The sequence below is a fragment of the Neobacillus cucumis genome (assembly GCF_002860255.1).
Taxonomy (GTDB): Bacteria; Bacillota; Bacilli; order Bacillales; family Cytobacillaceae; genus Neobacillus; species Neobacillus cucumis_A.
On the sequence record NZ_PGVE01000015.1, the window covers coordinates 59,511 to 82,705 of the forward strand.

The window sequence follows — 23,195 nt, forward strand, 5'->3', positions numbered from 1 at the left end:
CCCCCTATCAAACTATTATTCCTTATTTACTATTAGCTTGAGTCGTTGCAAGTTGAGCAGCACCATCTTTAGGGGTGATAGTTCCTCCTGCCACGCCAGCCAATACATCTGTCAATGCTTGGTTCATATCTGCATTTATTCCTCCAAAACGAGGGTTATCACCACTAGCCATTGCATTTTTAATAAATTCTTTGATTGGTTCGTTTTGTTTCTCAGGATTTACAAGTTTTACATTGTCCCAATTCGGAGTTACTGATTTTAGATTAGGAACAAGGTTTAAGGAATCTGCAACCATCTGTTGACCACTTTGAGAGGTTGCAAGCCAAACAGCAAATGTAGTTGCAGCCTTCTTATTCTTTGATGTTGCAGACACTGCGTCTGCATAGTCTGTATCGCCAAACATAGATCCTGTATGTCCTGTTCCTGCAATGTCAGGGAAATAAATTGGAACCATTGTGAACGGCTCTTTTGTTGAAGCTGCAGACGCAATATTAGCCTTCATCGTATCAGGCAAAGCGTTCATTGTATACCAAGACCCCATCATAACCATGGCAGCCTTTTGAGACATAAATAAATTGTTTGCTTCTGGATATTGTTTAATACCAAGAGCACCTTTTTGCATAATTCCGGCATCAAACAGCCCTTTCCATAGCGTTAATGCTTTAACAATGGAGCCATCAGTCCATTTAACTTGACCTCTTGTTGCTTTTGTGAAAGTACCAGGGCTTACATTATCAGCGATTGCATGGAAAGTATCGATGTTAAATGCACCTTGACCTGCTCCCTGCACAAAACCTTCGATACCATTTTGTCTAAAAACTTTACAAGCCTCTATCCACTCATCTAAATTTGTAGGAACTTTTACATTGTATTTATCAAAAAGATCTTTGTTAATCCACAGGTTTCCTGCATATACAGTTCCGACACCCAGTGCTTTCAACTTACCATTGATAGTCATAGTGGTGATTGATGACTTGTTGAGCTTGTCTTTATAATTAGCACCTAAAGCCTCTTTTACAGCAGGGGTCAAGTCAATTGCTTGCCCTCCATAAGTCTTAACTCCACCATTTCCTGAACCCGGTGAAACCTGAAAAGAATCAACACCCTGGCCATTTGCCAAAGCCGGTCTGAGAGCCGCGTTATAATTATCTATTGATGTTTGTTTCCACGTAACTTTGATGTCTGGATATTTTTTGTTAAATTCCGCAATATATTTTTCGTTAACTGGGGAACCCGGCGTCCACCCCCACCAAACTACATTGCCTTTCGTTTTAGTTGAAGTATCTACTGTTGTCTTTTGAGTGCCACCACATCCTGCTAACATAGCTGTCATCATAACCATTGAAGCAACTAAGCCCACTGCAACTCTTCTTTTTTTCATTTTATTTTCTCCTCTCACTTGGTAACCTCGCAATATAACCGCTTACATTAGTGCCTTTATGTATGCGACACTATTTAAATATTCTTCATCTGTACTAAGATGCTCTATGATAAACGGCATATTTTCATCAAAGGATAATCCTCTTTTGATCAGGTGCTTGATATTTATCCCACCGTTTCCAGCACTAGTTTCCCTAAAAAACAGCGTATAATCGTCCTCCATCTTGACATCTTTCAGATGGCAACTTTTTATATGCTCACCTAGTTTCTCGAAGCATTCGCTTATAAATTCCTCATTAAAGAAATACCTTCTTGGTGTAGTTATCCAGTTAAAAATGTCCATATGAACAGCAAATCGATCTCTGTCCACAGATTCAAGCAACTGCAGATATTCATCCGGTCCAGTCGGGAACATCCATGGCATTGACTCGATTGTAAAATACGTGTTCTTAGGGTTTACCTCATCTATAATCTCCTGAATTGTCTTTACACCCAGTTCCCACGTTTCCTTTGTAAAATTATCTTTATAAGCACCATCCCAGCGAGAGCCTCTTGCACCTAAAATATTCACACAACAGCGAGAGCCTATCCTATCAGCAAGTTCAAGCTGCTCCACGGCGTACTTAATAGCCTTTACACGTTCATCTTCATTTAAATCCAATGTATTGCGCCAAACCCCAACCTCTGCTATCACAAGGTTGTTTTTTTTTGCTTCTTTAACATACTCGTCAATTAGCGCATCATCATTTTCGTAAGTGAGAGGGAAATTTACAGTTCCAAGTCCTAAGGTTTTATGTTTCATAGCCCATTCTTTTGGACTACTGTGATTTAATGATGAAGATGTCCCAAGTCTCATATTTAGTGTCATGCCTTTCTATTTATAACTAGTGTTAAAATTACTTATTGTAACTCTCGAGAAGCTCAACTAAACATTTTAGATCCGGAGCATCAAGATAATTATATTCGCCGCTGCCATCACCATAAACACCTCTTTGAACCAGCTTTAAACCAGCAGCTTCAGCATTTGCAACAGCAGTTTTTGAATCTTTAACTTGAAATGCAACGTGGTGAATGCCCTCGCCCTTCTCCTCAAGATAGTTTCTCCATGTTGAAGGTTCCTCGTTAGGCTGAATCAGTTCAAGCTGCAGTCCCGGACCAACGTCAAAGAAAGCCATCCAACAATATGCATTGGGAGCGGGTTCGCCTTTAAACTCTGTTCCTGTAACCGTATAGTCACCAATAGGTTGCGTCTCTGGGATGTCAACACCTAAAAATTCAGCCCACTTTTTCTTTGTTTCCTCAACATCTTTAACGATAATTCCCACCTGTGCCAATAAATTCGTTCCTAGTACTCCTGACATTTTATATCTCCTTTGCTCAATCAAATATTAAACTTCGTCCATATATCCACCTGTTTTTAAAGGCTCTGGCCTCTCACAGGTAGTTTTCATTTTGTTTTAGTCTCTGCCTTTTTATTTATAGTTAGTGTTAATATTACTTCTTGTAACTCTCGAGAAGTTCAATTACACATTTTAGATCCGAAGCATCGAGATAATTATATTCGCCGCCACCATCACCATAAACACCTCTTTGAACCAGCTTTAAACCAGCAGCTTCAGCATTTGCAACAGCAATCTTTGAATCATTAACTTGAAATGCAACGTGGTGAATGCCCTCGCCCTTCTCCTCAAGATAGTTCCTCCATGTTGAAGGTTCCTCGTTAGGCTGAATCAGTTCAAGCTGTAGTCCCGGACCAACGTCAAAGAAAGCCATCCAACAATATGCATTTGGAGCGGGTTCGCCTTTAAACTCTGTTCCTGTAACCGTATAGTCACCAATAGGTTGCGTCTCTGGGATGTCAACACCTAAAAATTCAGCCCACTTTTTCTTTGTTTCCTCAACATCTTTAACGATTAATCCAACCTGTGCCAATAAATTCGTTCCTAGTACTCCTGACATTTTATATCTCCTTTCAAGACTTTGCTCAATCAAATATTAAACTTCAACTCCGAATCCAAGTTTACCTATTTTAAATATTCTAAGATTATTGCTCCTTTCTTATTAAACTTCTATATGCAGAATATTATCAATTTTACATACAATTTACTCTTTAAAAATTGTGAATTACCTGTGCATATTTTCTTATAATTATTTTTATTGCAAATACAATGTCCATAAAAAAACATTGATATTAAGGCATTTTGTCAATTTTGTATGCGATCCTTCCTTTAAGCATCTCAAATATTACTATTTGACATCTTAAATGATATAATCATATACAAAATTTCTCACATATACATAGACCCTTATAGAACAGTAAAGGAGATTATCGATTATGCTGATGAATAACTATTTCGAGAGGTTGAATTTTGATAGTGGGAAGAAATTTAATGTATCAAAGAAAATCGATATGAATTTTTCTCATACGATGCATTGGCATCCTTTTATTGAAATACTTGTAAGCCTTTATGATAATAATGAAGTAACGATTAATTTCACCAAACATGTCCTTAAAACTAATGACCTGGTCATAATCTACCCCGGTGACTTGCATTCGATTAATCATATAGCTGAAAATGCCTTTATTCTCGTTCAGTTCCCTCTGGACTTACTGATGATTATGAGTGAAATTAGTGCTAATTTTTCTATGTTTTCCCAGTATCATTACATTAAATATGACCCATCAAATATTGATGCCGATAGAATGATTTTTTTAATAAAAGAATTGGCCGAGCTTTATTATTCCGACACACCTTTTAATGAAGTGCGTATATATTCACTTCTTCTAGAGTTTTTTGCAATGCTTGGAGAATACTGCGTCAATACTAAGAAAGAAGAATTCTCTGATGATCCGAACACAGAATATAAATCTACTAAGCTAATTACAGAAGCTTGCCTTTACATGTCACAAAACTGCACTAACCCCCTTACACTCGACGATATTTCTCATCACATAGGGGTTAGCAAATCTTATTTCTCGTATTTATTCAAAAAATATACGAATATGACATTTATAGAATTTCTTACTACTGAGCGTATCAAGAGGTCAGAGTTTTTGCTTTTGGATCCAAAAGCACAAATAATTGATATTGCATTTGACTCAGGATTTTTAAGCATATCTTCATTTAACCGTGCTTTTAAAAAAATAAAAGGGATTTCCCCTAGCGAATTTAGGAAAACGATGACTAAAAACGCATTTTAGAGTCCCATTATTATAGATACATATTTTTCAGTTAATAGTGCCTTTTTACTAAATTTTATGAATAAAAAAAGGCCTCCCAACAGTTTAACAAACTGATGAAAGGCCTTCTCCATGATATATACTTAATTTTATAAGACTGTTGAAATTTCCTTGTTGTGACAATTGCTCCAACCGCATTTCCAAATATTAAGTTCTGCTTCGTAATCTATCAAGAAGGACGGCAATAACAATAACGATCCCTTTTACAACTTGTTGCCAGTAATAATCCACGTTAAGTAAGGTCATTCCATTCGTTAACACAGCCACAATCAAAACCCCAATGATCGTTCCTTGTATACGGCCACGTCCCCCTACAAAACTAGTACCACCTAGTACGACAGCTGCTATCGCATCTAGCTCAAATCCTATTCCTACCATGGGCTGCCCTGAGAACAAACGTCCTGCCATCACAACGCCACTAACACCGGCGAGTAAACCACTGATGGAATATACATTAATCAGGGTGCGATTAACTTTAATCCCGGTAAGATGTGCAGCTTCTTCATTACCGCCAATAGCATAAACATGGCGCCCGAACATCGTATTCTTTAAAACAGTTATCATGATGATATAAACAATTATCATCACATAAATAGGAGTAGAAATCCCCAGAATTTCACCTGCACCAATGAACTTGAACTGCTTTGATGCCAGAACTACAGGATATCCGCCGGTTATAACATAAGCCAGCCCCCTCAGGTAGGTCATACTCCCAAGCGTCACGATAAAGGCAGGCAACTTAGGTACAGCGGTTAAAAATCCATTAATAGCCCCAGCAACATATCCTACCGCAACTCCTACTAACATAGCGATGACTGGAGGGGTTCCGGCATTTGATAGTAAAACAGATATAACACCGCTCAATGCAAGGGTTGAGCCTACCGATAAATCAATTCCTCCTGTTAATATAACTACAGTCATCCCAGCTGCCAGAATGGCTGTGATTGAACTCTGCTTTAGTACGTTTAGGATATTACTTGAGTCTGTGAAATTCGGTGCAAAAATAATCATAACGATGATTAATAAGGCAAGAATTATCACCATGCCCAGCTGATTAAAAATCTGTTTTGACCGTTCCTTGAATGAAACTACGGATGGACTTGACATTTGTAAGTTTGTATTCATTATTTAACCTCTCCTGTAGCATAGTACATAATTTTTTCTTGAGTAGCTTCATCACGAGATAGTTCAGCTTTTAGTTTCCCCTCATGAATCACTAAAATCCGATCACTAACTCCTAATACTTCTGGTAATTCAGAAGAAATCATCAACACAGCAAGCCCTTGCTCTGCTAATTTACTTATGATTTTATGAATCTCAGTCTTTGCACCTATGTCTACACCACGGGTCGGTTCGTCAAGCAGCAGTATTTTAGGACCAATAGATAACCATTTAGCAATAACAACCTTTTGTTGATTTCCTCCGCTAAGGCCCATAACATTTTGTTCTTTTGATGCCGTTCTTACTCCAAGTTCTTTAATGTATCGATCCGCATCACGATTCATTTGCTTATACTGCAATAGTTTAAATTTACGATAGGTTGGCAATTGTGCCATCAGTATATTTTCTTTTACAGATAAATTTGGTAATAACCCCTGTTCCTTCCTGCTTTCAGGAACATGAGCAATGCCAAGTTTTATTGCGTCAATAGGACTTTTTATATGAACCTCCTGGCCATCCAAAATTATTTGACCCTCTGACAGTTCGGAAAGTCCAAAGATTGTTCTTACCAGCTCAGTCCGTCCCGCACCGACAAGGCCTGCTAAGCCCACAATTTCTCCCGGGTAGATCTTCAGCGATATCCCCTTTACAAACTTCTTGTCAGAGACATTTTTTAACTCAAGAACAGGTTTTTGTTCAGACCTAACAATACTTTTAATTCTTTCTCTGACAAATAGCTCATTTAACTCTCTTCCTACCATAAGTTTTACTAGATTCTCGGGATTGGTAACCGAAATTGGTCCACTTGTAACCCAATGACCGTCCCTAAGAACTGTAAAGCGATTTGAAATTTTAAAAATCTCATCCATTCGATGAGAGATATAAACAATAGCTACGCCTTTTCTTCTTAATTCTTCAATGATGCCAAAAAGCTTTTCTATTTCTTTATCTGTCAGAGATGCCGTCGGTTCATCCATAATTAAAATCTCAGAATTAAGTGATAAAGCTCGAGCAATTTCTACCATTTGTTGCTGGGCCACACTTAAGGTGGAAACATCCGCTCGAGGATCCAAGGAAGATCCTATGGATTTTAAAACTTGGGCAGCATTTTCATAAATATCATTCCAATTTATTAGGCCCAGCCTATTTTTCTTAAATGTTGTCCCCATCATAATATTCTCACCAATGGACAAATTCGGTGAAAGGCTTATTTCTTGGTGAATAACACTGATCCCTTTATTTCTTGCCTCCATTGGATTATTCCAATGTACTTCTTGACTTTTATATTCAATCGTTCCTTCATCAGGCTGATACACTCCAGCCATGATCTTCATTAAAGTAGATTTTCCTGCACCATTCTCCCCCATCAAGGCATGAACTTCCCCTTTATAGAGTTCGATATTAACGTTTTGCAACACCTTGACACCGGAAAATTTCTTCGTAACCTCCTTCATCCTAAGGATGGGTAACTGACTCTCTGGTAAACGACGATTTATTTGTTCTTGAACCTGAAATACTGCCATTAGTGCCACTCCCTAAGTCTCTTTTTAAGCCCTATTTTACTAGGATATAAATATAGTGCTCCTGATAGAGCACCATATTTTACCTCCACTAGAGGGAAATCAATTACCAGCCACTATAGGAATCCACATTATCTTTAGTGATAAATTTAGTTGGAATAAGAACTTTTGAGTCAACTTTCTTTCCATCAATGACTTTTAATGCTAAGGCAACACCATCAATAACCATTTGATTCGGGAATTGTGCTGAAGTACCAGCAAAGCTTCCGCCTTTTTTCAGCGCATCAACCGCAGAAGGCGCACCGTCAACACTTACGACAAAGAATTCATTTTGTCTATTAGCTTGTTCTTGTGCAATTTGTACTCCAACAGCCTCTTCATCATTTATGGTAAATACTGCATCGATTTTTTTGTTTGCTGTTAGTGCACCTTCCATTACGGTAAGAGCCTTTTCACGATTACCCTCACCATTTTGTTTAGCAACAACCTTGATATCTGGATATTTTTTAATTACTTCGTTAAAACCTTTAATTCGATCTGTCACTGCTGAAACAGGAGGTCCATCAATAATAACAATATTACCTTTTCCATTAAGTTGTTTTACAAGATACTCCGCAGCTAATCTACCTGCTTGAACATTATCAGACATAACCACAGTGTCAATGCCACCTTCTGCAAATCCATCAAGAGCAACAACCGGAATACCTGCTGCTTTTGCCTCACTAACTGCACCAGCAATACCAGCAGAATCAAATGGGCTTAATAATATTAAATCAACTTTTTTTGTGATAAAGTCTTCAATTTGTGCAGTTTGTTTTGCAAGATCTTGATCCGCACTTACAGTCGTTACTTCAGCATTATACTTAGAAGCAACTTCTTTAGCCCCTTTAGACATCGCTACAAAGAAGGGATTACTTAAATTTGGAACTGTTAAACCAATCTTTAGCTTTTTTTCAGTATTAGACTTGTCATCTGTTTTACCTGTATTAGAAGCGCTTTCATTATTGCTGCATGCACCTAAAAAGCATAATGTTAAAATTAATAATACTATGTTAAAAATTTTAAAGTTTTTCATGGTTTGTAATTCCTCCTAAATATAGTTTTGTAAAGTAATAGATACTTCTAGCAAAACACAATCCTTGTAAAAAAATCTGTAATACCGTAGTATAAAAATGAGTGCTAAAATTAATATTAATTTTAGATATACTCAGGCAGGGTTATGATTTTGGGCTTTTTTCCATTTGGTCGTGGTTGCCCTGAATCGTAACCTTTTTTGTGATTCTTTCATTTTTCTCCCCCGAAGAACAAGTTAATTAAAACGATTAACATCTCTTCTATTATTTTTTCAACTCTATAAGCATCACCTCCTAAAAATGATATGGGTTTTTTAAAACGCTTTCATTTAAACGCCTTCATTTTTTGCTTTTATCTGATATACGATCTTTACCTATGGGGGAAAAGTCAGACTACACGAACAGAAATTCCTGATTCCTCAATGCAGTTAAGTACGGTCTTTTGTGCAGCACTATCGGTTATTAAATAATTTATCTCATGAATATCCGCAAACTTCGCAAAGCTTACTTGACCTATTTTGGTATGGTCAGTGATGAGGATAACCCTTTCCGCACAATCAATCATCTTCTTTTTTGTTGATGCCTCAATTAAATTTGGGGTGGTTAAACCATTTTCTACATCAACGCCATTCGTAGCAATAAACGATTGGTCTACACAAATTTGATTAAAGCTCATTTCAGCCAAAGGACCCACCAAGGCTAGTGTTTCTGAACGCAGAGAACCACCACATAATAAGACTTCAATTCCAGATACATCCTTTAATTCGTTGGCACATAATATTGAATTCGTAACCACCTGTAAGCTCGAAAAGCTTCTTAGTTCTTGAGCAAGATAATAAGTTGTCGTACCCGAATCGAGCAAGATACTTTCACCGTTCTTAATAAGCTTAGCCGCTTCCTTTGCAATAGCCCTTTTCCCTTTTTGAAACTGCACTTCTTTCTCAATGTAAGTCGGTTCGAAGGTCACACTTTTGAACAAGACAGCCCCACCATGCGTTCTTTTTAACAATTGCGCTTCCTCTAGTTCCTTTAAGTCCCTACGGATGGTTGAGTCAGACAAGTCGAAGTGCTGACTTAATTCTTGTACATCTACTCTAGCATTCTTGTTTAGTAGCTCCAGTATGGCCGACTTTCTTTCTATACCGTACATAGAATCGTTTTCCTCCAATACATTTGAAATGCAATGCGACATTTGACCGTTTTAGCTCATTTTTGAATGAATTTGGTTTTTTATGCTCATTTTTGATTATATGTGCTATTTTACCAATTTACAATATGAATTTTGGAATAATTGTGAAAATTTTAAAATTAGGGGGAAACACTCTGACTAAGTAAAACTTAGAAGTAAACACAAGTTCGGGCTTCGAATGGTATTAATTCGAGAGAAATGAAAGTAGTTTTGAAAAAGAAAAATTAAAGTATAAATTCTAAAATAAAACTAAACGGAAAAGGAGTTTCACATTTTAGCGAGTAACTCCTAGTTTGTGGTTCCAAAATTGAATAGAAGCAGCTTACTTGATTCCTGCCTCTTCTTTTAAAATCCTCAGAAGAAAGTACAGGAGTACTATGGTGAAGCATATCTTGACGAAGGATTCATTTTTGCTAAGAAAGAGAAACAACCCGGCTATTCTATTTTCATTAAGACTGTGGAAAACAGAATGGCGCGGCTGCTGAAGCTGGCCGCCTTAAGTGCAGAGCTAACGCCTCACTCTTTGCGCCACACAATACCTCGTTGTTAGCAGAAGCAAAGGTGGGATTGGAAGAGATTATGGACCGCTTAGGCCACTGTGATGACGAGACAACAAAAAACGTCTATCTTCACGTAACGAAAGAAATGAAAAAAGAGGCTTCCCACAAGTTTGCGCAACTCATGAGAAACCTCTAATTTTAGGAGAGAAATGTTAGCAAGATGTTAGCACTCCGCTCCCCTCTTACATAAAACCCTCATATATCAAGGGGGTTGGGCGATGATTACATCATGCCGCCCATTCCACCCATGCCGCCCATGTCAGGCATTCCGCCGCCGGCACCAGCTGGTTCTGGCTTATCAGCCACAACTGCTTCAGTGGTTAAGAACATAGCCGCAACAGATGCTGCGTTTTGAAGAGCTGAACGAGTAACCTTAGTTGGGTCAACGATACCAGCTTGAATCATGTTTACCCATTCGCCATTAGCAGCGTTGAAGCCTGTGCCAACTTCTTCACGCTTTAAGCGGTCAACAATAACAGATCCTTCAAGACCAGCATTGTGAGCGATTGTGCGAACTGGCTCTTCCATTGCACGTAGGACAATGTTAATACCTGTTGCTACATCGCCTTCTTCTTGAAGCTCAGCAACTTTGCTGTATACGTTAAGAAGAGCAACACCACCACCGGATACGATACCTTCTTCAACAGCTGCACGAGTTGAGTTCAATGCGTCTTCGATACGAAGCTTGCGCTCTTTTAATTCAGTTTCAGTAGCCGCACCAACTTTGATTACTGCTACACCGCCTGCTAATTTAGCTAGACGTTCTTGTAATTTTTCACGGTCAAATTCAGAAGTAGTTTCTTCTAATTGAGAACGGATTTGGTTTACACGAGCTTGGATATCTTCAGTAGCGCCAGCACCTTCAACGATTGTTGTATTTTCTTTTGTTACAACAACCTTTGCAGCACGGCCTAGAGAATTGATAGTTGCAGATTTAAGGTCACGGCCAAGCTCTTCAGTGATGACTTCACCGCCAGTTAATGCAGCGATATCTTCAAGCATTGCTTTACGACGGTCACCAAAGCCAGGAGCCTTAACAGCAACAGCATTGAATGTTCCGCGAAGCTTGTTCACTACTAATGTAGATAATGCTTCACCTTCGATATCTTCAGCAACAAGTAATAATGGCTTGCCTTGTTGTACTACTTGCTCTAATACTGGAAGGATTTCTTGAATGCTAGAAATCTTCTTATCAGTGATTAAGATATATGGATTTTCTAAAACAGCTTCCATTTTGTCAGTGTTTGTTACCATGTATGCAGAAACATATCCACGGTCAAATTGCATACCTTCAACAACATCTAACTCAGTTGTGAAACCTTTAGACTCTTCGATTGTGATAACGCCATCGTTACCTACGCGCTCCATTGCTTCAGCAATCAATTGGCCTACTTCTTCGTCAGCAGCAGAGATTGCAGCAACTTGTGCGATAGAAGCTTTGTTTTCAATTGGTTTTGAAATTGCTTTTAATTCTTCAACAGCAGAAGCAACTGCTTTTTCGATCCCTTTGCGGATACCCATTGGGTTTGCACCAGCTGTAACGTTCTTTAAGCCTTCGCGGATCATTGCTTGAGCAAGAACAGTTGCAGTTGTTGTACCGTCACCGGCAACATCGTTTGTTTTGCTTGCTACTTCAGCAACCAATTTAGCACCCATGTTTTCGAATGCATCTTCTAATTCGATTTCTTTTGCGATGGTTACACCGTCATTTGTGATCAGTGGAGAACCAAATTTTTTCTCAAGAACCACGTTGCGTCCTTTAGGTCCAAGAGTAACTTTTACTGCATTTGCTAGAGCATCAACCCCACGAAGCATTGCGCGGCGTGCGTCTTCACTAAACATAATTTCTTTAGCCATTGTAAAAAAACCTCCTCGTATTTTTTACTCTGAATCTATTCTTTGAACTTCAATGCCAGACAAGAGTTCCAGCTTCTAAACGCTTTATTACTCGCCTACTACAGCAAGAATATCGCTTTCACGTAAAATTAAGTATTCAACACCCTGGTATTTCACTTCAGTACCAGCGTATTTTGAGAAGATAATGCGATCGCCTACAGCAACATCAAGTGCTACACGCTCACCGTTTTCAAGGACACGGCCATTACCTACGGCAACAACTTTTCCTTCCTGAGGCTTTTCTTTCGCTGAATCCGGTAATACGATTCCGCTTGCAGTTTTTTCTTCTGACTCAACAAGCTCAATAACAATACGATCACCTAATGGTCTTAACAATTCAAACAACCTCCTCAAAGATATATGTAATTTCGTCTTTATTAGCACTCTCTTCTAATGAGTGCTAACACAATTATTATAATAATGAATCTGAAAATCTTTTGCAAGTATCATGCATAAATTTTTACAAATAAATTTTCTTTTCTGCAACCTTATAAAGTATGTGAAAAAGCCTGCATTCTATACCTGTTTTTTTAAAAGAAAATGGACAAATGCTGTTTACTAGTCCTTACAAGTTTAGGCGCTTTCATTTTTTCATTACAAGTCATCTAAATTGAAACAATTACAGCTTTAAGAGTAAAATAAATATTAGTGCTCAAATAGACTGAATATAATTAGTTGATACTCATTGCATTATATAAATGTACTTAAAGGAGATTGTGATTTGAAAAAGGAATACTGGTGGGTCATTATTGTTTATATTGCTATGCAGTTTTCAAGTCTTGTGGGACTTCCCATCTTAATCTTTGGCTTTAAACATTTCGATATCAATCAAAAATTTGCTGTTCCCGTTTATCTGATTGCGAGCTTTTCCATCGCTTTAGTTATCATCTTACTTATTTTACGAAAAGAGATGAATACACGCAGCCTGGACGAGAGAGGAAAATCATTCGGCTATTCGGCCATGTGGGCGGTTTTGGGTGTTTTTCTAGCGTTGTTTGCTCAATACATTGCCGCCATCATTGAGAGCCTTTTAGGCGTTAAAATGGGGTCAGAGAATACGCAGGATATCCTAAAAATTATTGAAACATTACCGCTTGCGATCCTTGTGACAAGCATTATTGGTCCTATCCTTGAAGAAATTGTTTTTCGTAAAATTATTTTTGGCGCTTTATATAAACGATATAATTTTTTCATCTCAGCATTAATTAGTTCCGTTATCTTTGCTTTAGCCCATATGGAACCAGTGCATATTATTCTTTATTCTGCTATGGGTTTCACGTTTGCATTTCTTTATGTCAAAACCAAGCGTATTATTGTTCCAATCTTTGCTCATGTCTCGATGAACACCATGGTGGTTTTGGTTCAATCGATATATAAAGATGATATAGAACGACTAAGACGAGAAGCGGAAGCGATTCAAAACTTTATCGGAGGCTTTCTATGAGACGTACACCCTTGTTTTCCGGCTTTATTTATCTTCTGCTAGGCGCGTTGTTTACCTACTTCGCCATCGACCATGTCCAAACACACGGATGGGGCTTCTTCAGTTACCTGCTGATTTTACTAGCCACCTTCGACTTTGGCTCCGGACTCAAAATGATCCTTTTTCATATAAAGTATAAAAACCAGTTGAAAAGGTAAATAAAGGTGACAGGCACCATGTGAAATTTTCACATGGTGCCTGTCACCTTTTCTACTATTTTGATGCTATTTGCCTGATTATTCTTAGAAGGTTTTTTCCGAGGATGAAGATAAAGAGGAATGCTAATACTGAAGGGACTAGTGCCCATGTAAAGGTGTGGACGATGGGGCTTGATAAGACTTCAGCTATTTTCCCAAACTGTCGGAAGTGCCCGACTCAATAATCCAGCAATGACTAACCCTAACTTACTATTTCACTTCCCCTTTATACCTTCGTCTCCGTTTTGATTGTTGCCGCTGAATCACATGTCAGATCCTCCGTATACTCCACCAGGCCAATTTGACAACCAGGACCGATTTTCACCCTACTTCCTCTAACAACAGCAGCTGTGGTATTTTCTAAATATATATCATCACCCTCAATCACTTGGGCCGTTAAAGTCCCTTCCTCTCTTCCAAAGGGGAGAATTGAACTTTTCCTTCGTTTTACAGTAATTTTACTTCCGCCGATTTCTTCAGCTGAACTTTGCCCGAACCGAAGACCAATATTAATTTTGTCCGCTGTAAGCAGTCCTTTGATTTCAAAGCCGCCGCTGGAATCAAACGTTTCATACTCCACATCCCCCTTGACGGAGATACTTCCTTTAATGGTCGCTTCATTTCCGCCTAACTTTTCACCAACTTCAAGAAGACCAAACACCTTCATCTTTTTCAAATGAGCACTCCCGCCAACCCTCATTGTACCCATGATCAGTGTTTCATTTGCCGCTAAATCCTTTTTAACCTCTGCCTCTCCCATGATTTTAACTGAGCCTGTTTTTACATTTTCACTTGCCTCACTCGTTCCATACACATGAAAGGCCGCACATTCGACGTCATTTACAATGGCCCCTTCCCCACGGATGCTGACTTTATCATATATGCCGCCTGGATAGCTTCCTGAACCATTAATAATTAAATTTTGACTATTGCCCATTCTCTCATCCCTCCTCCTAAACCTTCTGGATATCGTCTACAACCGAATTTTTATGCTGGGAAAATTCATCCGAATATTCAACCACACCAATATGACAATTGGGACCAATCGAAACCCTGTGGCCCCGGACAATCTTTGCCACCGTATTTTCTAATACAATTTGATCCCCCTCGATTACCTCTGTTTCTAATTGCGTTTTATAAAATGGTTTAAATAGAGTCCCGATAAAGGAACCTTTATGCGGCTTAACTGTAATGGTCTCTCCGCCTATTTCTTTTGCTTTACAATCACCATAAATCTCCACATCGATTTGTTCGGCATTCAAGAGTCCACCTATGGTAAATCGGTATTTTCCTTTGAATTTCTCCGCTTCACAGTCCTCACCCACTGTGAATATTCCATGAAGGTTTACCTCTTCCGCTTTAACCCTTCCTTCAACGTTGGCTTTACCCGAAATCATTAAGGATTTCACCGATAGATTATCACTAATTTTAATCGTCCCATCGACTTTCAGCTTCTCGCCCTCTAAATTTCCATGAAAGCGGAAAACTCCGCTTACCTTTGTTCTATTTGCAGCCACGTTCCCCTTTAATGTCCCGGTTCCGTTACAATCTAGTTCTTCACATTCCAGGTCACTGTTGACAGTCCCGCTTCCATTTAACGTCACTCGAGAAAAAACTCCCCCGTTCGATGAACCTAATCCATTAATGACCAGATCTCCCCTGCGATTCGTTTCCATCGTCATTCTCCTTATAATAATTTTGCTTTAATTTCTTCCATACAAGTCATCAGTGATAGGACTGTGACCACCTTTGTCCCTTGCTCGAAATGAAAGGTTTCTGAATTAACCATTAACAGGCAGGAGGAAACTCCCAGCTTTCTAGTTATCACCAATTCGCATTTTTTCTGTTTGATCAACTGTGCATGTTCCTTTAATACCTGGAGCAGCATTTTACCTTCATCTAAATTTATTTCACCTGACTGTAAAAGTTTCTCTAATACATAAACTTCAATCATTCTAGAAAAAGTAAACTGATGGCTGCCTTTATCTATTTCCAAATAAATACCCATAACACTTTTTGAAACAATGTTACGTTTTACTAATTCACCCTTTTCCAGCTTTAAATCACTAATATTAGGTGAAAACATATCCGCCAACTCATCTAGTGACAAATTTTCCTTCATCGTCTGGATTTTATTGATCCGCTCGAGAATCTTTTCTTTTGGAAAGAACGTTTCCTGACCAGTAAAGGTTGATTTACGAATAAACCATTCCTCTGGAATAAGATCTTTCCGTTTCCATCGATACAGCTGCCCATAAGAAATTCCGGCTAGATCCAGCAACTCCTTTTTCGAAATTAACTCGTCGCTCATTCTTAAAACCCCTTTCTATTGTTAATGTAACATAACACTGTTACGCGTGTAAAGTAATAAAAAAAGCGTTCCACTAATTTTTGTAAGTGAAACACCCTTTTACTGATTATTCTTCTATTTCCTCTGTTGGATAATGTTTTAGGAAGTAAACCAAAGACTGAAGTTCAACCGCCAAATCTATATGATGAACCCTAATAGTAGAAGGGACATTTAATCGAGCAGGGGTGAAATTTAGGATTCCTTTTACTTCTGCTTTTGCTAGTCTATCCGTAATAACTTGGGCAACAGGGGCTGGAACAGTCAGAATAACAACCGATATCTGCTCCTCCAAAAGCACCTTTTCTAGATCATCCAGATGATAAACAGGCACTTCACGAATTTTTGTACCCATTTTATCGGGATCCACATCAAAAGCAACCGCAATTTTTGTGTTATTATTTTTTAAAAAATTATAATTTAAAAAGGCTGTACCCAGATTACCAACACCAATTAATGCCACCTTAGTTAATTCATCCTGATTGAGTGTCTTACTGAAAAAGGTTAATAGATAATTGACATTATAGCCATATCCCTTCTTCCCTAAGGCTCCAAAGTAGGAAAAATCTCTGCGAATCGTAGCACTATCTACCTTAACCGCCTCACTTAATTCCGCAGATGAAACCCTTTGTTTCCCAGAAGTATGCAGATTTTTTAAAAATCGATAATAGAGGGGCAGCCGTTTCGCTGTCGCCTGTGGTATCTTCATTGTTTCATTACTCATAATCTCCCACACCCCTTAAAAATTTGATAAATTTATCTCACTTGTTCTGATCTTTTAAAATCTCCATTCTTGCCGCCAGTTTTCTCAACTAAGTAAGTTGGCCCAATGACCATTCCTTTATCTACAGCTTTACACATATCATAAATAGTTAACGCACATGCAGAAGCGGCTGTTAGCGCTTCCATTTCAACACCTGTATTTCCTTTTGTTTTAACAACTGCGGCGATATGCAATTGATACATCTCATTTGAGACTTTTTCCCACGAGAAAGTTATATTAACCCCTGTTAATGGAATGGGGTGACACATCGGAATGATATCCCATGTTTTTTTCGCAGCCATGATCCCAGCAACCTGTGCAACTGCTAAAACATCACCTTTTTTCATTTCATGATTCGTTATTTTTTGATATATTTCATCGCTGACCGAAATGCTAGTATGAGCAATAGCGGTACGTGCCGTTTCAGGTTTGTCACTGACATCAACCATTTTTGCTCTGCCTTCTTCATTAAAATGAGTGAATTCTGCCATAAAAAAATCCTCCTACAAAAAAATAATACACTATTTTTACCACTATGTGTGTGAAACTTTGAGCGAAATATACAATTTTCTTGAAAAAAGTGCCATCAAACCTTACTTTATTGCTGTCTATACGCTTATACGGTACACTAATTATATAGAAAAGCCATTTTTTGCTTATTCTTCGTGAATTTTTTCACTATATAATTTAAATCGAATACAGCTGTTTCAATTTAAGATTTTGCGTAAGCCGATTACGTTTCGTTGTTAATAGAGGTGATGAAAGATGATTTTACTGCAAGTGAATCAACTGCAAAAATATTATGGTGCTGACCTTATTTTATCGAATATAAAGTTAGAATTACAAACGCGTGACCGTGTTGCACTTGTCGGCCGTAATGGCGCTGGAAAATCTACATTATTAAAGATTATTGCCGGACACCTGTCCTATGATGGCGGCGAGATTATCAAACCGAAAGATGTAACCATCGGTTATTTAGCCCAAAATACCGGACTTGAATCGAAATTGTCGATTTGGGATGAGATGTTAACGGTTTTCAAACCCCTTCAAGAGATGGAAAAAACGCTTCGCCGTCTCGAAGAACAAATGGCCGACCCTGCGATTTTTGAAGACAGTGGAAAATACGAACGCATCTTAAAAGAATATGACCAGCTTCAGGTGAAATTTAAAGAACAGGGCGGCTATCAATATGAATCAGATATTCGGTCAGTCCTCTATGGATTAAACTTTCATGATAATTCTCTGATGATTGCCAGTCTAAGCGGGGGGCAAAAAACTCGACTGGCCTTAGGTAAGCTATTATTAACAAAACCTGATATTTTAATATTGGACGAGCCTACGAACCATTTAGACATCAATACCCTTTCCTGGCTGGAACAATATTTGCAGGGATATGATGGTGCCATTTTAATCGTTTCGCATGACCGTTACTTCTTAGATAAGGTCGTAACACAGGTTTACGAAGTATCACGTAAACAAATCCAACGCTTTACTGGGAACTATAGCGCCTACCTTGATCAGAAAGCTGCCAATTATGAGCGCGATATGAAGCTATATGAAAAACAACAGCAAGAAGTTGCCAATCTGCAAGATTTCATCCAAAGAAATCTAGCTAGGGCCTCTACAACAAAGCGCGCCCAAAGCCGAAGAAAAAAGCTTGAAAAAATGGAATTAATGGACCGTCCGCTGGGAGATGAAAAATCAGCCACTTTTTCCTTTGAAATTGAAAAACAAAGCGGCAACGATGTGTTAATGGTAGAATCCCTCGCAGTAGGTTATGAAGGTAAAAAGATTTCAGAGGATATTTCGTTTCGGGCTTATCGAGGGGAAAGTATTGCCTTAGTAGGTCCTAATGGAATTGGTAAATCCACTCTCCTTAAAACGATTATTAAGAAGCTTCCATCATTAGAGGGAGCGATTCGCTACGGAACCAATCTAGCCATCGGCTATTATGACCAGGAACAAGCAGAATTAACTTCTAATAAACGAGTATTAAATGAATTATGGGATGATTATCCTCTAAAAAGCGAAAAAGAAATTCGTACAGTTTTAGGTAACTTCCTATTTTCCGGTGATGATGTTTTGAAAATTGTTTCCACTTTAAGCGGCGGTGAAAAGGCACGGCTGGCCCTTGCCAAGCTCATGTTACAAAAAGCCAATCTGCTTATTTTGGACGAACCAACGAACCACCTTGACCTCGACAGCAAGGAAGTTCTTGAGAATGCATTAATTGATTATCCTGGCACCATCCTTTTTGTTTCTCATGATAGATATTTTATTAACCGCATCGCGACAAAGGTGTTGGAATTGAGTCCAAAGGGCAGCTTAGAATACTTGGGAGATTATGATTACTACGTGGATAAGAAACTCGAACAAGAAGAACTTGCCGCTCTCGCCCAAGCAGCTTCCATTAAGAAAACAACTGAAAAGGATTCAACTGAGAAAAACAGTTATCAACAGGATAAAGAAACCAAAAAAATAGAACGGCAGCGAAAAAGAAGATTAGAAGAAGTTGAGCTGAGAATCGGAGAACTTGAAGAACAAATACAAGAGTTTGAGCTGCAATTATGTGATCCAGAGGTGTTTCAGGATCATGAAAAGGTATTGAATATTAATTTACAAAATGAAAAGGCAAAATCAGAGCTTGAGCAATTAATGGATGAATGGGCTGCACTTGCCGAATAATGACGAAACCGGGCGAAATATCCCGGTTTTTATTTTCACCAGAATTTCAGTTGTCCACAAGGTTACTCACATTTCAGATGGTATTTATATAAACATTTATCGCACTTTTCCACATTATCCACACTTATCCCCGGTTTTATCCACATTATCAACAGATTGTGGATAGATATCCACAAGTTGTGAATTGTTTATCTACTTTTCTGAATTTTTTATCCACAGATTTTTATATTACTAATCAAAAAAATAGCCCTTTCCTAATGGAAGGACTATTCATTATATAACTCAATATCTAAACCAGGATTGGCATTAAGGTTCAATCCTGCCCTGATCCCTTTTTCAAACATAACACTACCGGCAGCGGCAATCATCGCCGCATTATCCGTACATAATGAGAGTGGAGGAATGACTAATTCAACTTCAGGGTGTTTTGAAAAAGTCTCTTCAAGCGCCCTTCTCAACCCCTTATTAGCCGCCACACCTCCAGCTACTAATAGCTGTTTAACCTTATATTCTGCCACAGCTCTCTCCGTCTTTTTTACTAACACATCAATCACACTTTCCTGAAAGCTTGCAGCTAAATCCTCAGGGGCAATGACCACGCCACGCTGTTCAGCATTGTGGACTGTGTTGATAACAGCTGATTTTAAACCACTAAAGCTAAAGTCAAACGAGCCTTCTTCGAGCCAAGCCCTTGGTAAGTTAATGGTCGGTGTTCCTTCATGTGCCAGACGGTCGATATGCGGTCCCCCTGGATAAGGCATATTCAGCGTTCTTGCCACTTTATCATACGCTTCACCAGCAGCATCGTCCCTCGTTTCGCCAATGACCTCAAAGTGTCCATGTTCCTTCATGTAAACAAGCTCTGTATGCCCTCCAGAAACGACAAGGGCTACGAGTGGAAATTTCAACTCTGTAACTAATCTATTCGCGTAAATATGCCCTGCTATATGATGAACAGGTACAAGCGGCTTATTATGAGCGAAGGCAAGGGCTTTGGCCGCATTTACTCCAATTAGCAAGGCCCCTACCAACCCTGGCCCTTCTGTGACAGCAATAGCATCAATTTCTGAAAAAGTAAGATTAGCCTGATGCAATGCTTCTTCTATTACAAGAGTAATTTGTTCCACATGGTGTCGAGAAGCAATTTCCGGAACAACCCCGCCAAATCTTTTATGACTTTCAATTTGAGAGGCCACCACATTAGCCGCAATTTCACGGCCATTCTTAATAATAGCAACAGCTGTTTCATCACAGCTTGTTTCAATTCCTAATATCCATAAATCTTTTTTCATAAGTTCACCCACATAATTAGTGCATCTTCCTGATTATCTGAATAATAATTTTTTCGAATACCGCCGTTTTGAAAACCAAATTTCCGGTAAAGAGATTGGGCCACATGATTGGTCACACGAACCTCAAGTGTCATCGTTCTTGCTCCCATTTCCCGGGCTGTTTCCATAAGTTTAGCCAATAAGGTCTCGCCCAGTTTTCTGCCCCTATAATCCGGCAAAATCGCTATATTAGTGACATGGGCTTCATCAATTACAATCCACGTGCCACAATAACCAACGATTTTATGATCTTCCTCCAAAACGATATAGACAGCAAATTTGTTATTGTGTATTTCATTATAAAAGGCCTCCCGACTCCATGGTGTTGTAAAGGAGGCATGTTCCACTTCTAATACTTGGTCAATATCCTCTTCCCTCATATAACGAAAAACAAAAGAATCTACCATTTGTCTCTAATCCTATCCATTTTGAATTTTCCCTTTTGCCTCCAGCCATTTCGCTTCTGCTTCTGCCAAGCGAATATAATTTGGAACAAAGGAATGTAAATCTTCCCCTGGTTTAACCTGACCTAACTGAGCTAGCTCTGCTGGACGGGGATTGCGCTCTGTCACACTTGCAAACACAGCTTTTGCTCCTAATACCTCTTCAATTTTAGCTTGATGAAGTGGTAAATCATTTCCAACAAATAATACAGCTTTGTCCATTTCTTGCAGTTCTACAGCCCAATCTGCTAACATAACCAGCTGATCCTGTTTTACCGCTGTCAACCTGCCGTCTTGATATTGATAGAGAGCAGTGTATACTTGTCCTCTTCTTGCATCAAATAGAGGTGCAACATAACCATTAAAGTATCGTCCAGTGCCCGCTGCTAATATTTCGAGGCTTGACACTCCCACAAGTGGTATATGCAAGGTCCAAGCTAATGTTTTAGCAATGGTAACGCCAATTCTCACGCCAGTATAGGAACCTGGCCCTTTTGCAACAACAATCTTTGTTAAATCAGCAGGTTCCTTTCCACAATCCTTCATTAAGGTTTGAATCGCAGGCATAATCCGGACAGAATGGTTCTTCTTTAAGTTTGTAATATATTCACCGAGTACTTGATTTTCCTCTAAAAGCGCTACTCCTAATACATAATTAGAAGTATCAATCGCTAAAATGGTCATCTAAAATATCTCCTTACATAATTGCTCATATCTTTGCCCTTTAGGTTTTAAGACAATTCTCCGCTGATCCTGACCATTATGGTATAAATAAATGGTTAGCAGTTCCTCTGGAAGCTGCTCTCCAATTAAATGAGCCCATTCCACTACTGTAACTCCATCGCCTTCAAAGTATTCATCAAAGCCCAGGTCTTCGTATGTGTCAGCTACTCGGTACACGTCCATATGGTACAACGGGAGCCTGCCTTTATATTCTTTTATAATGGTAAACGTGGGGCTATTAACTGTCTTTTTTACTTCTAATCCCTTTGCCAGGCCTTTAGTAAAAGTAGTTTTTCCAGCTCCAAGGTCGCCTTCAAGAGCGATAACGTCACCTGGCTGAAGAAACTCAGCAAGCCTTTGGGCAAACTGAGAGGTTTCCCCATCATTTGTTGTCGTTAATTCATATTCTTTCATCCAATCACCTAACTTTACCCTAACAATTCTTATTTTCATTTTACCCTTATTTATGTATAAAAAAAACCTTAGGATACCGCCTAAGGATTGATATTATATGTAGTTTACAAGAATTTTTATATTTAAGCAAAAAAGCAGCGGCTTGGGATTAAGATTTGGGATTCTACGCGCGTTGAAGGACAGTTTATTTTGTTTAAATTTATATTTTGTCCTTCATAAGCCAAATGAAGAACAGTTTATCTAGTTTTATTTTAGGTTTTGTCCTTCATAAGCTATAAGTTCATTTATAGACAAAAAAAAAGACGAAACATCGTTTCGGCTACTTTTAAAAAATATGGCGGTCTGGACGGGACTCGAACCCGCGACCTCCTGCGTGACAGGCAGGCATTCTAACCAACTGAACTACCAGACCAAATTGCGGGGGCAGGATTTGAACCTACGACCTTCGGGTTATGAGCCCGACGAGCTACCAGACTGCTCCACCCCGCGATAATAAAAAGTATTAAGTTTGGAGCATGCTCCATGTTTTGTTACTGACTGTCCCCATCTCAGAAGGCCTATTCAAGCAGCAGCTCGATGGATACAACTCGCAGATTATTCATTGAAGCAACGCTCGTTGCTCCACCCCGCGATAATAAAAATAATTAAAATTAAACAGCCTGGCAACGTCCTACTCTCACAGGGGCGCTTGCCCCAACTACCATCGGCGCTGAGAAGCTTAACTTCCGTGTTCGGTATGGGAACGGGTGTGACCTTCTCGCCATAATTGCCAGACTTATTAAATTAGAG

The 23,195-nt window shown here is 38.9% G+C and carries 24 protein-coding genes, 2 tRNA genes and 1 rRNA gene; 5 read left to right on the forward strand and 22 right to left on the reverse strand.

Annotation, left to right across the window (positions count from 1 at the left end; translation table 11 throughout):
* Positions 1-22 precede the first annotated feature (22 nt).
* The 4 genes from CVD27_RS02525 to CVD27_RS02540 form a co-directional block, all read right to left on the reverse strand.
* Positions 23-1,381 carry an ABC transporter substrate-binding protein gene (locus CVD27_RS02525; protein WP_101646326.1) on the reverse strand — a complete coding sequence of 453 codons (1,359 nt, stop codon included), beginning with the start codon at positions 1,379-1,381 and terminating at the stop codon, positions 23-25.
* Positions 1,382-1,423: 42 nt separating this feature from the next.
* Positions 1,424-2,248: a sugar phosphate isomerase/epimerase family protein gene (locus CVD27_RS02530; protein ID WP_219621279.1), complete on the reverse strand. Its 825-nt coding sequence runs from the start codon at positions 2,246-2,248 to the stop codon at positions 1,424-1,426.
* Positions 2,249-2,276: 28 nt separating this feature from the next.
* On the reverse strand, positions 2,277-2,741 hold the full coding sequence (locus CVD27_RS02535; protein ID WP_101646327.1) for a VOC family protein: 465 nt from the start codon (positions 2,739-2,741) through the stop codon (positions 2,277-2,279).
* 133 nt (positions 2,742-2,874) lie between these two features.
* Positions 2,875-3,339: a VOC family protein gene (locus CVD27_RS02540; RefSeq protein ID WP_101646328.1), complete on the reverse strand. Its 465-nt coding sequence runs from the start codon at positions 3,337-3,339 to the stop codon at positions 2,875-2,877.
* Between the two features lie 376 nt (positions 3,340-3,715).
* Here CVD27_RS02540 and CVD27_RS02545 point away from each other — a divergent pair, with 376 nt between their 5' ends.
* Positions 3,716-4,582, forward strand: coding sequence for a helix-turn-helix domain-containing protein (locus CVD27_RS02545; protein WP_101646329.1), 867 nt, complete (start codon positions 3,716-3,718; stop codon positions 4,580-4,582).
* Positions 4,583-4,768: 186 nt separating this feature from the next.
* On the opposite strand, the gene CVD27_RS02550 is transcribed toward CVD27_RS02545, so the two are convergent.
* The 4 genes from CVD27_RS02550 to CVD27_RS02565 all read right to left on the reverse strand — a co-directional run bounded on the left by CVD27_RS02550 (position 4,769) and on the right by CVD27_RS02565 (position 9,525).
* Complete coding sequence (locus CVD27_RS02550) at positions 4,769-5,746, reverse strand: ABC transporter permease (RefSeq protein WP_101646330.1); 978 nt, start codon at positions 5,744-5,746, stop codon at positions 4,769-4,771.
* On the reverse strand, positions 5,746-7,305 hold the full coding sequence (locus CVD27_RS02555) for a sugar ABC transporter ATP-binding protein (protein WP_101646331.1): 1,560 nt from the start codon (positions 7,303-7,305) through the stop codon (positions 5,746-5,748). Before CVD27_RS02555 ends, CVD27_RS02550 begins: the two co-directional genes overlap by 1 nt.
* A 103-nt stretch (positions 7,306-7,408) precedes the next feature.
* Positions 7,409-8,377 (reverse strand): ABC transporter substrate-binding protein, encoded by a 969-nt coding sequence (locus CVD27_RS02560; RefSeq protein WP_101646332.1) that lies wholly within the window; start codon positions 8,375-8,377, stop codon positions 7,409-7,411.
* Positions 8,378-8,763: 386 nt separating this feature from the next.
* On the reverse strand, positions 8,764-9,525 hold the full coding sequence (locus tag CVD27_RS02565; RefSeq protein WP_101646333.1) for a DeoR/GlpR family DNA-binding transcription regulator: 762 nt from the start codon (positions 9,523-9,525) through the stop codon (positions 8,764-8,766).
* 582 nt (positions 9,526-10,107) lie between these two features.
* Here CVD27_RS02565 and CVD27_RS28575 point away from each other — a divergent pair.
* Complete coding sequence (locus CVD27_RS28575) at positions 10,108-10,260, forward strand: hypothetical protein (protein WP_257984235.1); 153 nt, start codon at positions 10,108-10,110, stop codon at positions 10,258-10,260.
* Between the two features lie 86 nt (positions 10,261-10,346).
* Here the strand turns inward: CVD27_RS28575 and groL are convergent, their stop codons facing one another.
* The gene (gene groL, locus CVD27_RS02575; protein WP_101646334.1) at positions 10,347-11,981 is read right to left on the reverse strand and encodes a chaperonin GroEL; all 1,635 of its coding nucleotides are present in this window, start codon (positions 11,979-11,981) and stop codon (positions 10,347-10,349) included.
* 87 nt (positions 11,982-12,068) lie between these two features.
* A complete protein-coding gene (gene groES / locus CVD27_RS02580; protein ID WP_098529497.1) occupies positions 12,069-12,356 on the reverse strand; it encodes a co-chaperone GroES in 288 nt (95 codons plus the stop codon).
* 385 nt (positions 12,357-12,741) lie between these two features.
* Here groES and CVD27_RS02585 point away from each other — a divergent pair, with 385 nt between their 5' ends.
* On the forward strand, positions 12,742-13,464 hold the full coding sequence (locus CVD27_RS02585) for a CPBP family intramembrane glutamic endopeptidase (RefSeq protein ID WP_101646335.1): 723 nt from the start codon (positions 12,742-12,744) through the stop codon (positions 13,462-13,464).
* Positions 13,461-13,661 (forward strand): YdiK family protein, encoded by a 201-nt coding sequence (locus CVD27_RS02590; protein ID WP_101646336.1) that lies wholly within the window; start codon positions 13,461-13,463, stop codon positions 13,659-13,661. The genes CVD27_RS02585 and CVD27_RS02590 overlap by 4 nt, the downstream gene beginning before the upstream one ends.
* Positions 13,662-13,926: 265 nt before the next feature.
* Here the strand turns inward: CVD27_RS02590 and CVD27_RS02595 are convergent, their stop codons facing one another.
* From CVD27_RS02595 to moaC, 5 genes are all read right to left on the reverse strand, one after another.
* Positions 13,927-14,637, reverse strand: coding sequence for a cytoplasmic protein (locus CVD27_RS02595; RefSeq protein ID WP_101646337.1), 711 nt, complete (start codon positions 14,635-14,637; stop codon positions 13,927-13,929).
* Positions 14,638-14,653: 16 nt separating this feature from the next.
* Positions 14,654-15,376 carry a cytoplasmic protein gene (locus CVD27_RS02600; protein ID WP_101646338.1) on the reverse strand — a complete coding sequence of 241 codons (723 nt, stop codon included), beginning with the start codon at positions 15,374-15,376 and terminating at the stop codon, positions 14,654-14,656.
* A gap of 11 nt (positions 15,377-15,387) precedes the next feature.
* Positions 15,388-16,011: a YhbD family protein gene (locus tag CVD27_RS02605; RefSeq protein WP_101646339.1), complete on the reverse strand. Its 624-nt coding sequence runs from the start codon at positions 16,009-16,011 to the stop codon at positions 15,388-15,390.
* A 106-nt stretch (positions 16,012-16,117) separates the two neighbouring features.
* Positions 16,118-16,771, reverse strand: coding sequence for a redox-sensing transcriptional repressor Rex (locus CVD27_RS02610; protein WP_101646340.1), 654 nt, complete (start codon positions 16,769-16,771; stop codon positions 16,118-16,120).
* Positions 16,772-16,803: 32 nt separating this feature from the next.
* Entirely contained in the window at positions 16,804-17,301 is a 498-nt protein-coding gene (gene moaC, locus CVD27_RS02615) for a cyclic pyranopterin monophosphate synthase MoaC (protein ID WP_101646341.1), read from the reverse strand.
* Positions 17,302-17,575: 274 nt separating this feature from the next.
* Here moaC and CVD27_RS02620 point away from each other — a divergent pair, with 274 nt between their 5' ends.
* On the forward strand, positions 17,576-19,495 hold the full coding sequence (locus CVD27_RS02620; protein WP_101646342.1) for an ABC-F family ATP-binding cassette domain-containing protein: 1,920 nt from the start codon (positions 17,576-17,578) through the stop codon (positions 19,493-19,495).
* 266 nt (positions 19,496-19,761) lie between these two features.
* On the opposite strand, the gene tsaD is transcribed toward CVD27_RS02620, so the two are convergent.
* The 7 genes from tsaD to rrf all read right to left on the reverse strand — a co-directional run bounded on the left by tsaD (position 19,762) and on the right by rrf (position 23,180).
* Positions 19,762-20,787, reverse strand: a complete 1,026-nt coding sequence (tsaD, locus tag CVD27_RS02625; protein ID WP_101646343.1) for a tRNA (adenosine(37)-N6)-threonylcarbamoyltransferase complex transferase subunit TsaD — start codon at positions 20,785-20,787, stop codon at positions 19,762-19,764.
* Positions 20,784-21,233 carry a ribosomal protein S18-alanine N-acetyltransferase gene (gene rimI / locus CVD27_RS02630; protein ID WP_101646344.1) on the reverse strand — a complete coding sequence of 150 codons (450 nt, stop codon included), beginning with the start codon at positions 21,231-21,233 and terminating at the stop codon, positions 20,784-20,786. Before rimI ends, tsaD begins: the two co-directional genes overlap by 4 nt.
* Positions 21,234-21,245: 12 nt before the next feature.
* The gene (gene tsaB / locus CVD27_RS02635) at positions 21,246-21,953 is read right to left on the reverse strand and encodes a tRNA (adenosine(37)-N6)-threonylcarbamoyltransferase complex dimerization subunit type 1 TsaB (protein ID WP_101646345.1); all 708 of its coding nucleotides are present in this window, start codon (positions 21,951-21,953) and stop codon (positions 21,246-21,248) included.
* A complete protein-coding gene (gene tsaE, locus CVD27_RS02640; protein WP_101646346.1) occupies positions 21,954-22,406 on the reverse strand; it encodes a tRNA (adenosine(37)-N6)-threonylcarbamoyltransferase complex ATPase subunit type 1 TsaE in 453 nt (150 codons plus the stop codon).
* A gap of 335 nt (positions 22,407-22,741) precedes the next feature.
* Positions 22,742-22,818: transfer RNA gene (locus CVD27_RS02645), tRNA-Asp, on the reverse strand.
* Positions 22,819-22,821: 3 nt separating this feature from the next.
* Positions 22,822-22,895 (reverse strand) — tRNA-Met (locus tag CVD27_RS02650).
* A 168-nt stretch (positions 22,896-23,063) separates the two neighbouring features.
* Positions 23,064-23,180: ribosomal RNA gene (gene rrf / locus CVD27_RS02655) — 5S ribosomal RNA — on the reverse strand.
* Positions 23,181-23,195 lie beyond the last annotated feature (15 nt).

Coding starts and splice junctions, on each gene's coding strand:
- CVD27_RS02525 (WP_101646326.1), bottom strand. CDS start 1,381: ATGAAAAAAAGAAGAGTTGCAGTGGGCTTAGTTGCTTCAATGGTTATG.
- CVD27_RS02530 (WP_219621279.1), bottom strand. CDS start 2,248: ATGACACTAAATATGAGACTTGGGACATCTTCATCATTAAATCACAGT.
- CVD27_RS02535 (WP_101646327.1), bottom strand. CDS start 2,741: ATGTCAGGAGTACTAGGAACGAATTTATTGGCACAGGTGGGAATTATC.
- CVD27_RS02540 (WP_101646328.1), bottom strand. CDS start 3,339: ATGTCAGGAGTACTAGGAACGAATTTATTGGCACAGGTTGGATTAATC.
- CVD27_RS02545 (WP_101646329.1), top strand. CDS start 3,716: ATGCTGATGAATAACTATTTCGAGAGGTTGAATTTTGATAGTGGGAAG.
- CVD27_RS02550 (WP_101646330.1), bottom strand. CDS start 5,746: ATGAATACAAACTTACAAATGTCAAGTCCATCCGTAGTTTCATTCAAG.
- CVD27_RS02555 (WP_101646331.1), bottom strand. CDS start 7,305: ATGGCAGTATTTCAGGTTCAAGAACAAATAAATCGTCGTTTACCAGAG.
- CVD27_RS02560 (WP_101646332.1), bottom strand. CDS start 8,377: ATGAAAAACTTTAAAATTTTTAACATAGTATTATTAATTTTAACATTA.
- CVD27_RS02565 (WP_101646333.1), bottom strand. CDS start 9,525: ATGTACGGTATAGAAAGAAAGTCGGCCATACTGGAGCTACTAAACAAG.
- groL (WP_101646334.1), bottom strand. CDS start 11,981: ATGGCTAAAGAAATTATGTTTAGTGAAGACGCACGCCGCGCAATGCTT.
- CVD27_RS02590 (WP_101646336.1), top strand. CDS start 13,461: ATGAGACGTACACCCTTGTTTTCCGGCTTTATTTATCTTCTGCTAGGC.
- CVD27_RS02595 (WP_101646337.1), bottom strand. CDS start 14,637: ATGGGCAATAGTCAAAATTTAATTATTAATGGTTCAGGAAGCTATCCA.
- CVD27_RS02600 (WP_101646338.1), bottom strand. CDS start 15,376: ATGGAAACGAATCGCAGGGGAGATCTGGTCATTAATGGATTAGGTTCA.
- CVD27_RS02605 (WP_101646339.1), bottom strand. CDS start 16,011: ATGAGCGACGAGTTAATTTCGAAAAAGGAGTTGCTGGATCTAGCCGGA.
- CVD27_RS02610 (WP_101646340.1), bottom strand. CDS start 16,771: ATGAGTAATGAAACAATGAAGATACCACAGGCGACAGCGAAACGGCTG.
- moaC (WP_101646341.1), bottom strand. CDS start 17,301: ATGGCAGAATTCACTCATTTTAATGAAGAAGGCAGAGCAAAAATGGTT.
- CVD27_RS02620 (WP_101646342.1), top strand. CDS start 17,576: ATGATTTTACTGCAAGTGAATCAACTGCAAAAATATTATGGTGCTGAC.
- tsaD (WP_101646343.1), bottom strand. CDS start 20,787: ATGAAAAAAGATTTATGGATATTAGGAATTGAAACAAGCTGTGATGAA.
- rimI (WP_101646344.1), bottom strand. CDS start 21,233: ATGGTAGATTCTTTTGTTTTTCGTTATATGAGGGAAGAGGATATTGAC.
- tsaB (WP_101646345.1), bottom strand. CDS start 21,953: ATGACCATTTTAGCGATTGATACTTCTAATTATGTATTAGGAGTAGCG.
- tsaE (WP_101646346.1), bottom strand. CDS start 22,406: ATGAAAGAATATGAATTAACGACAACAAATGATGGGGAAACCTCTCAG.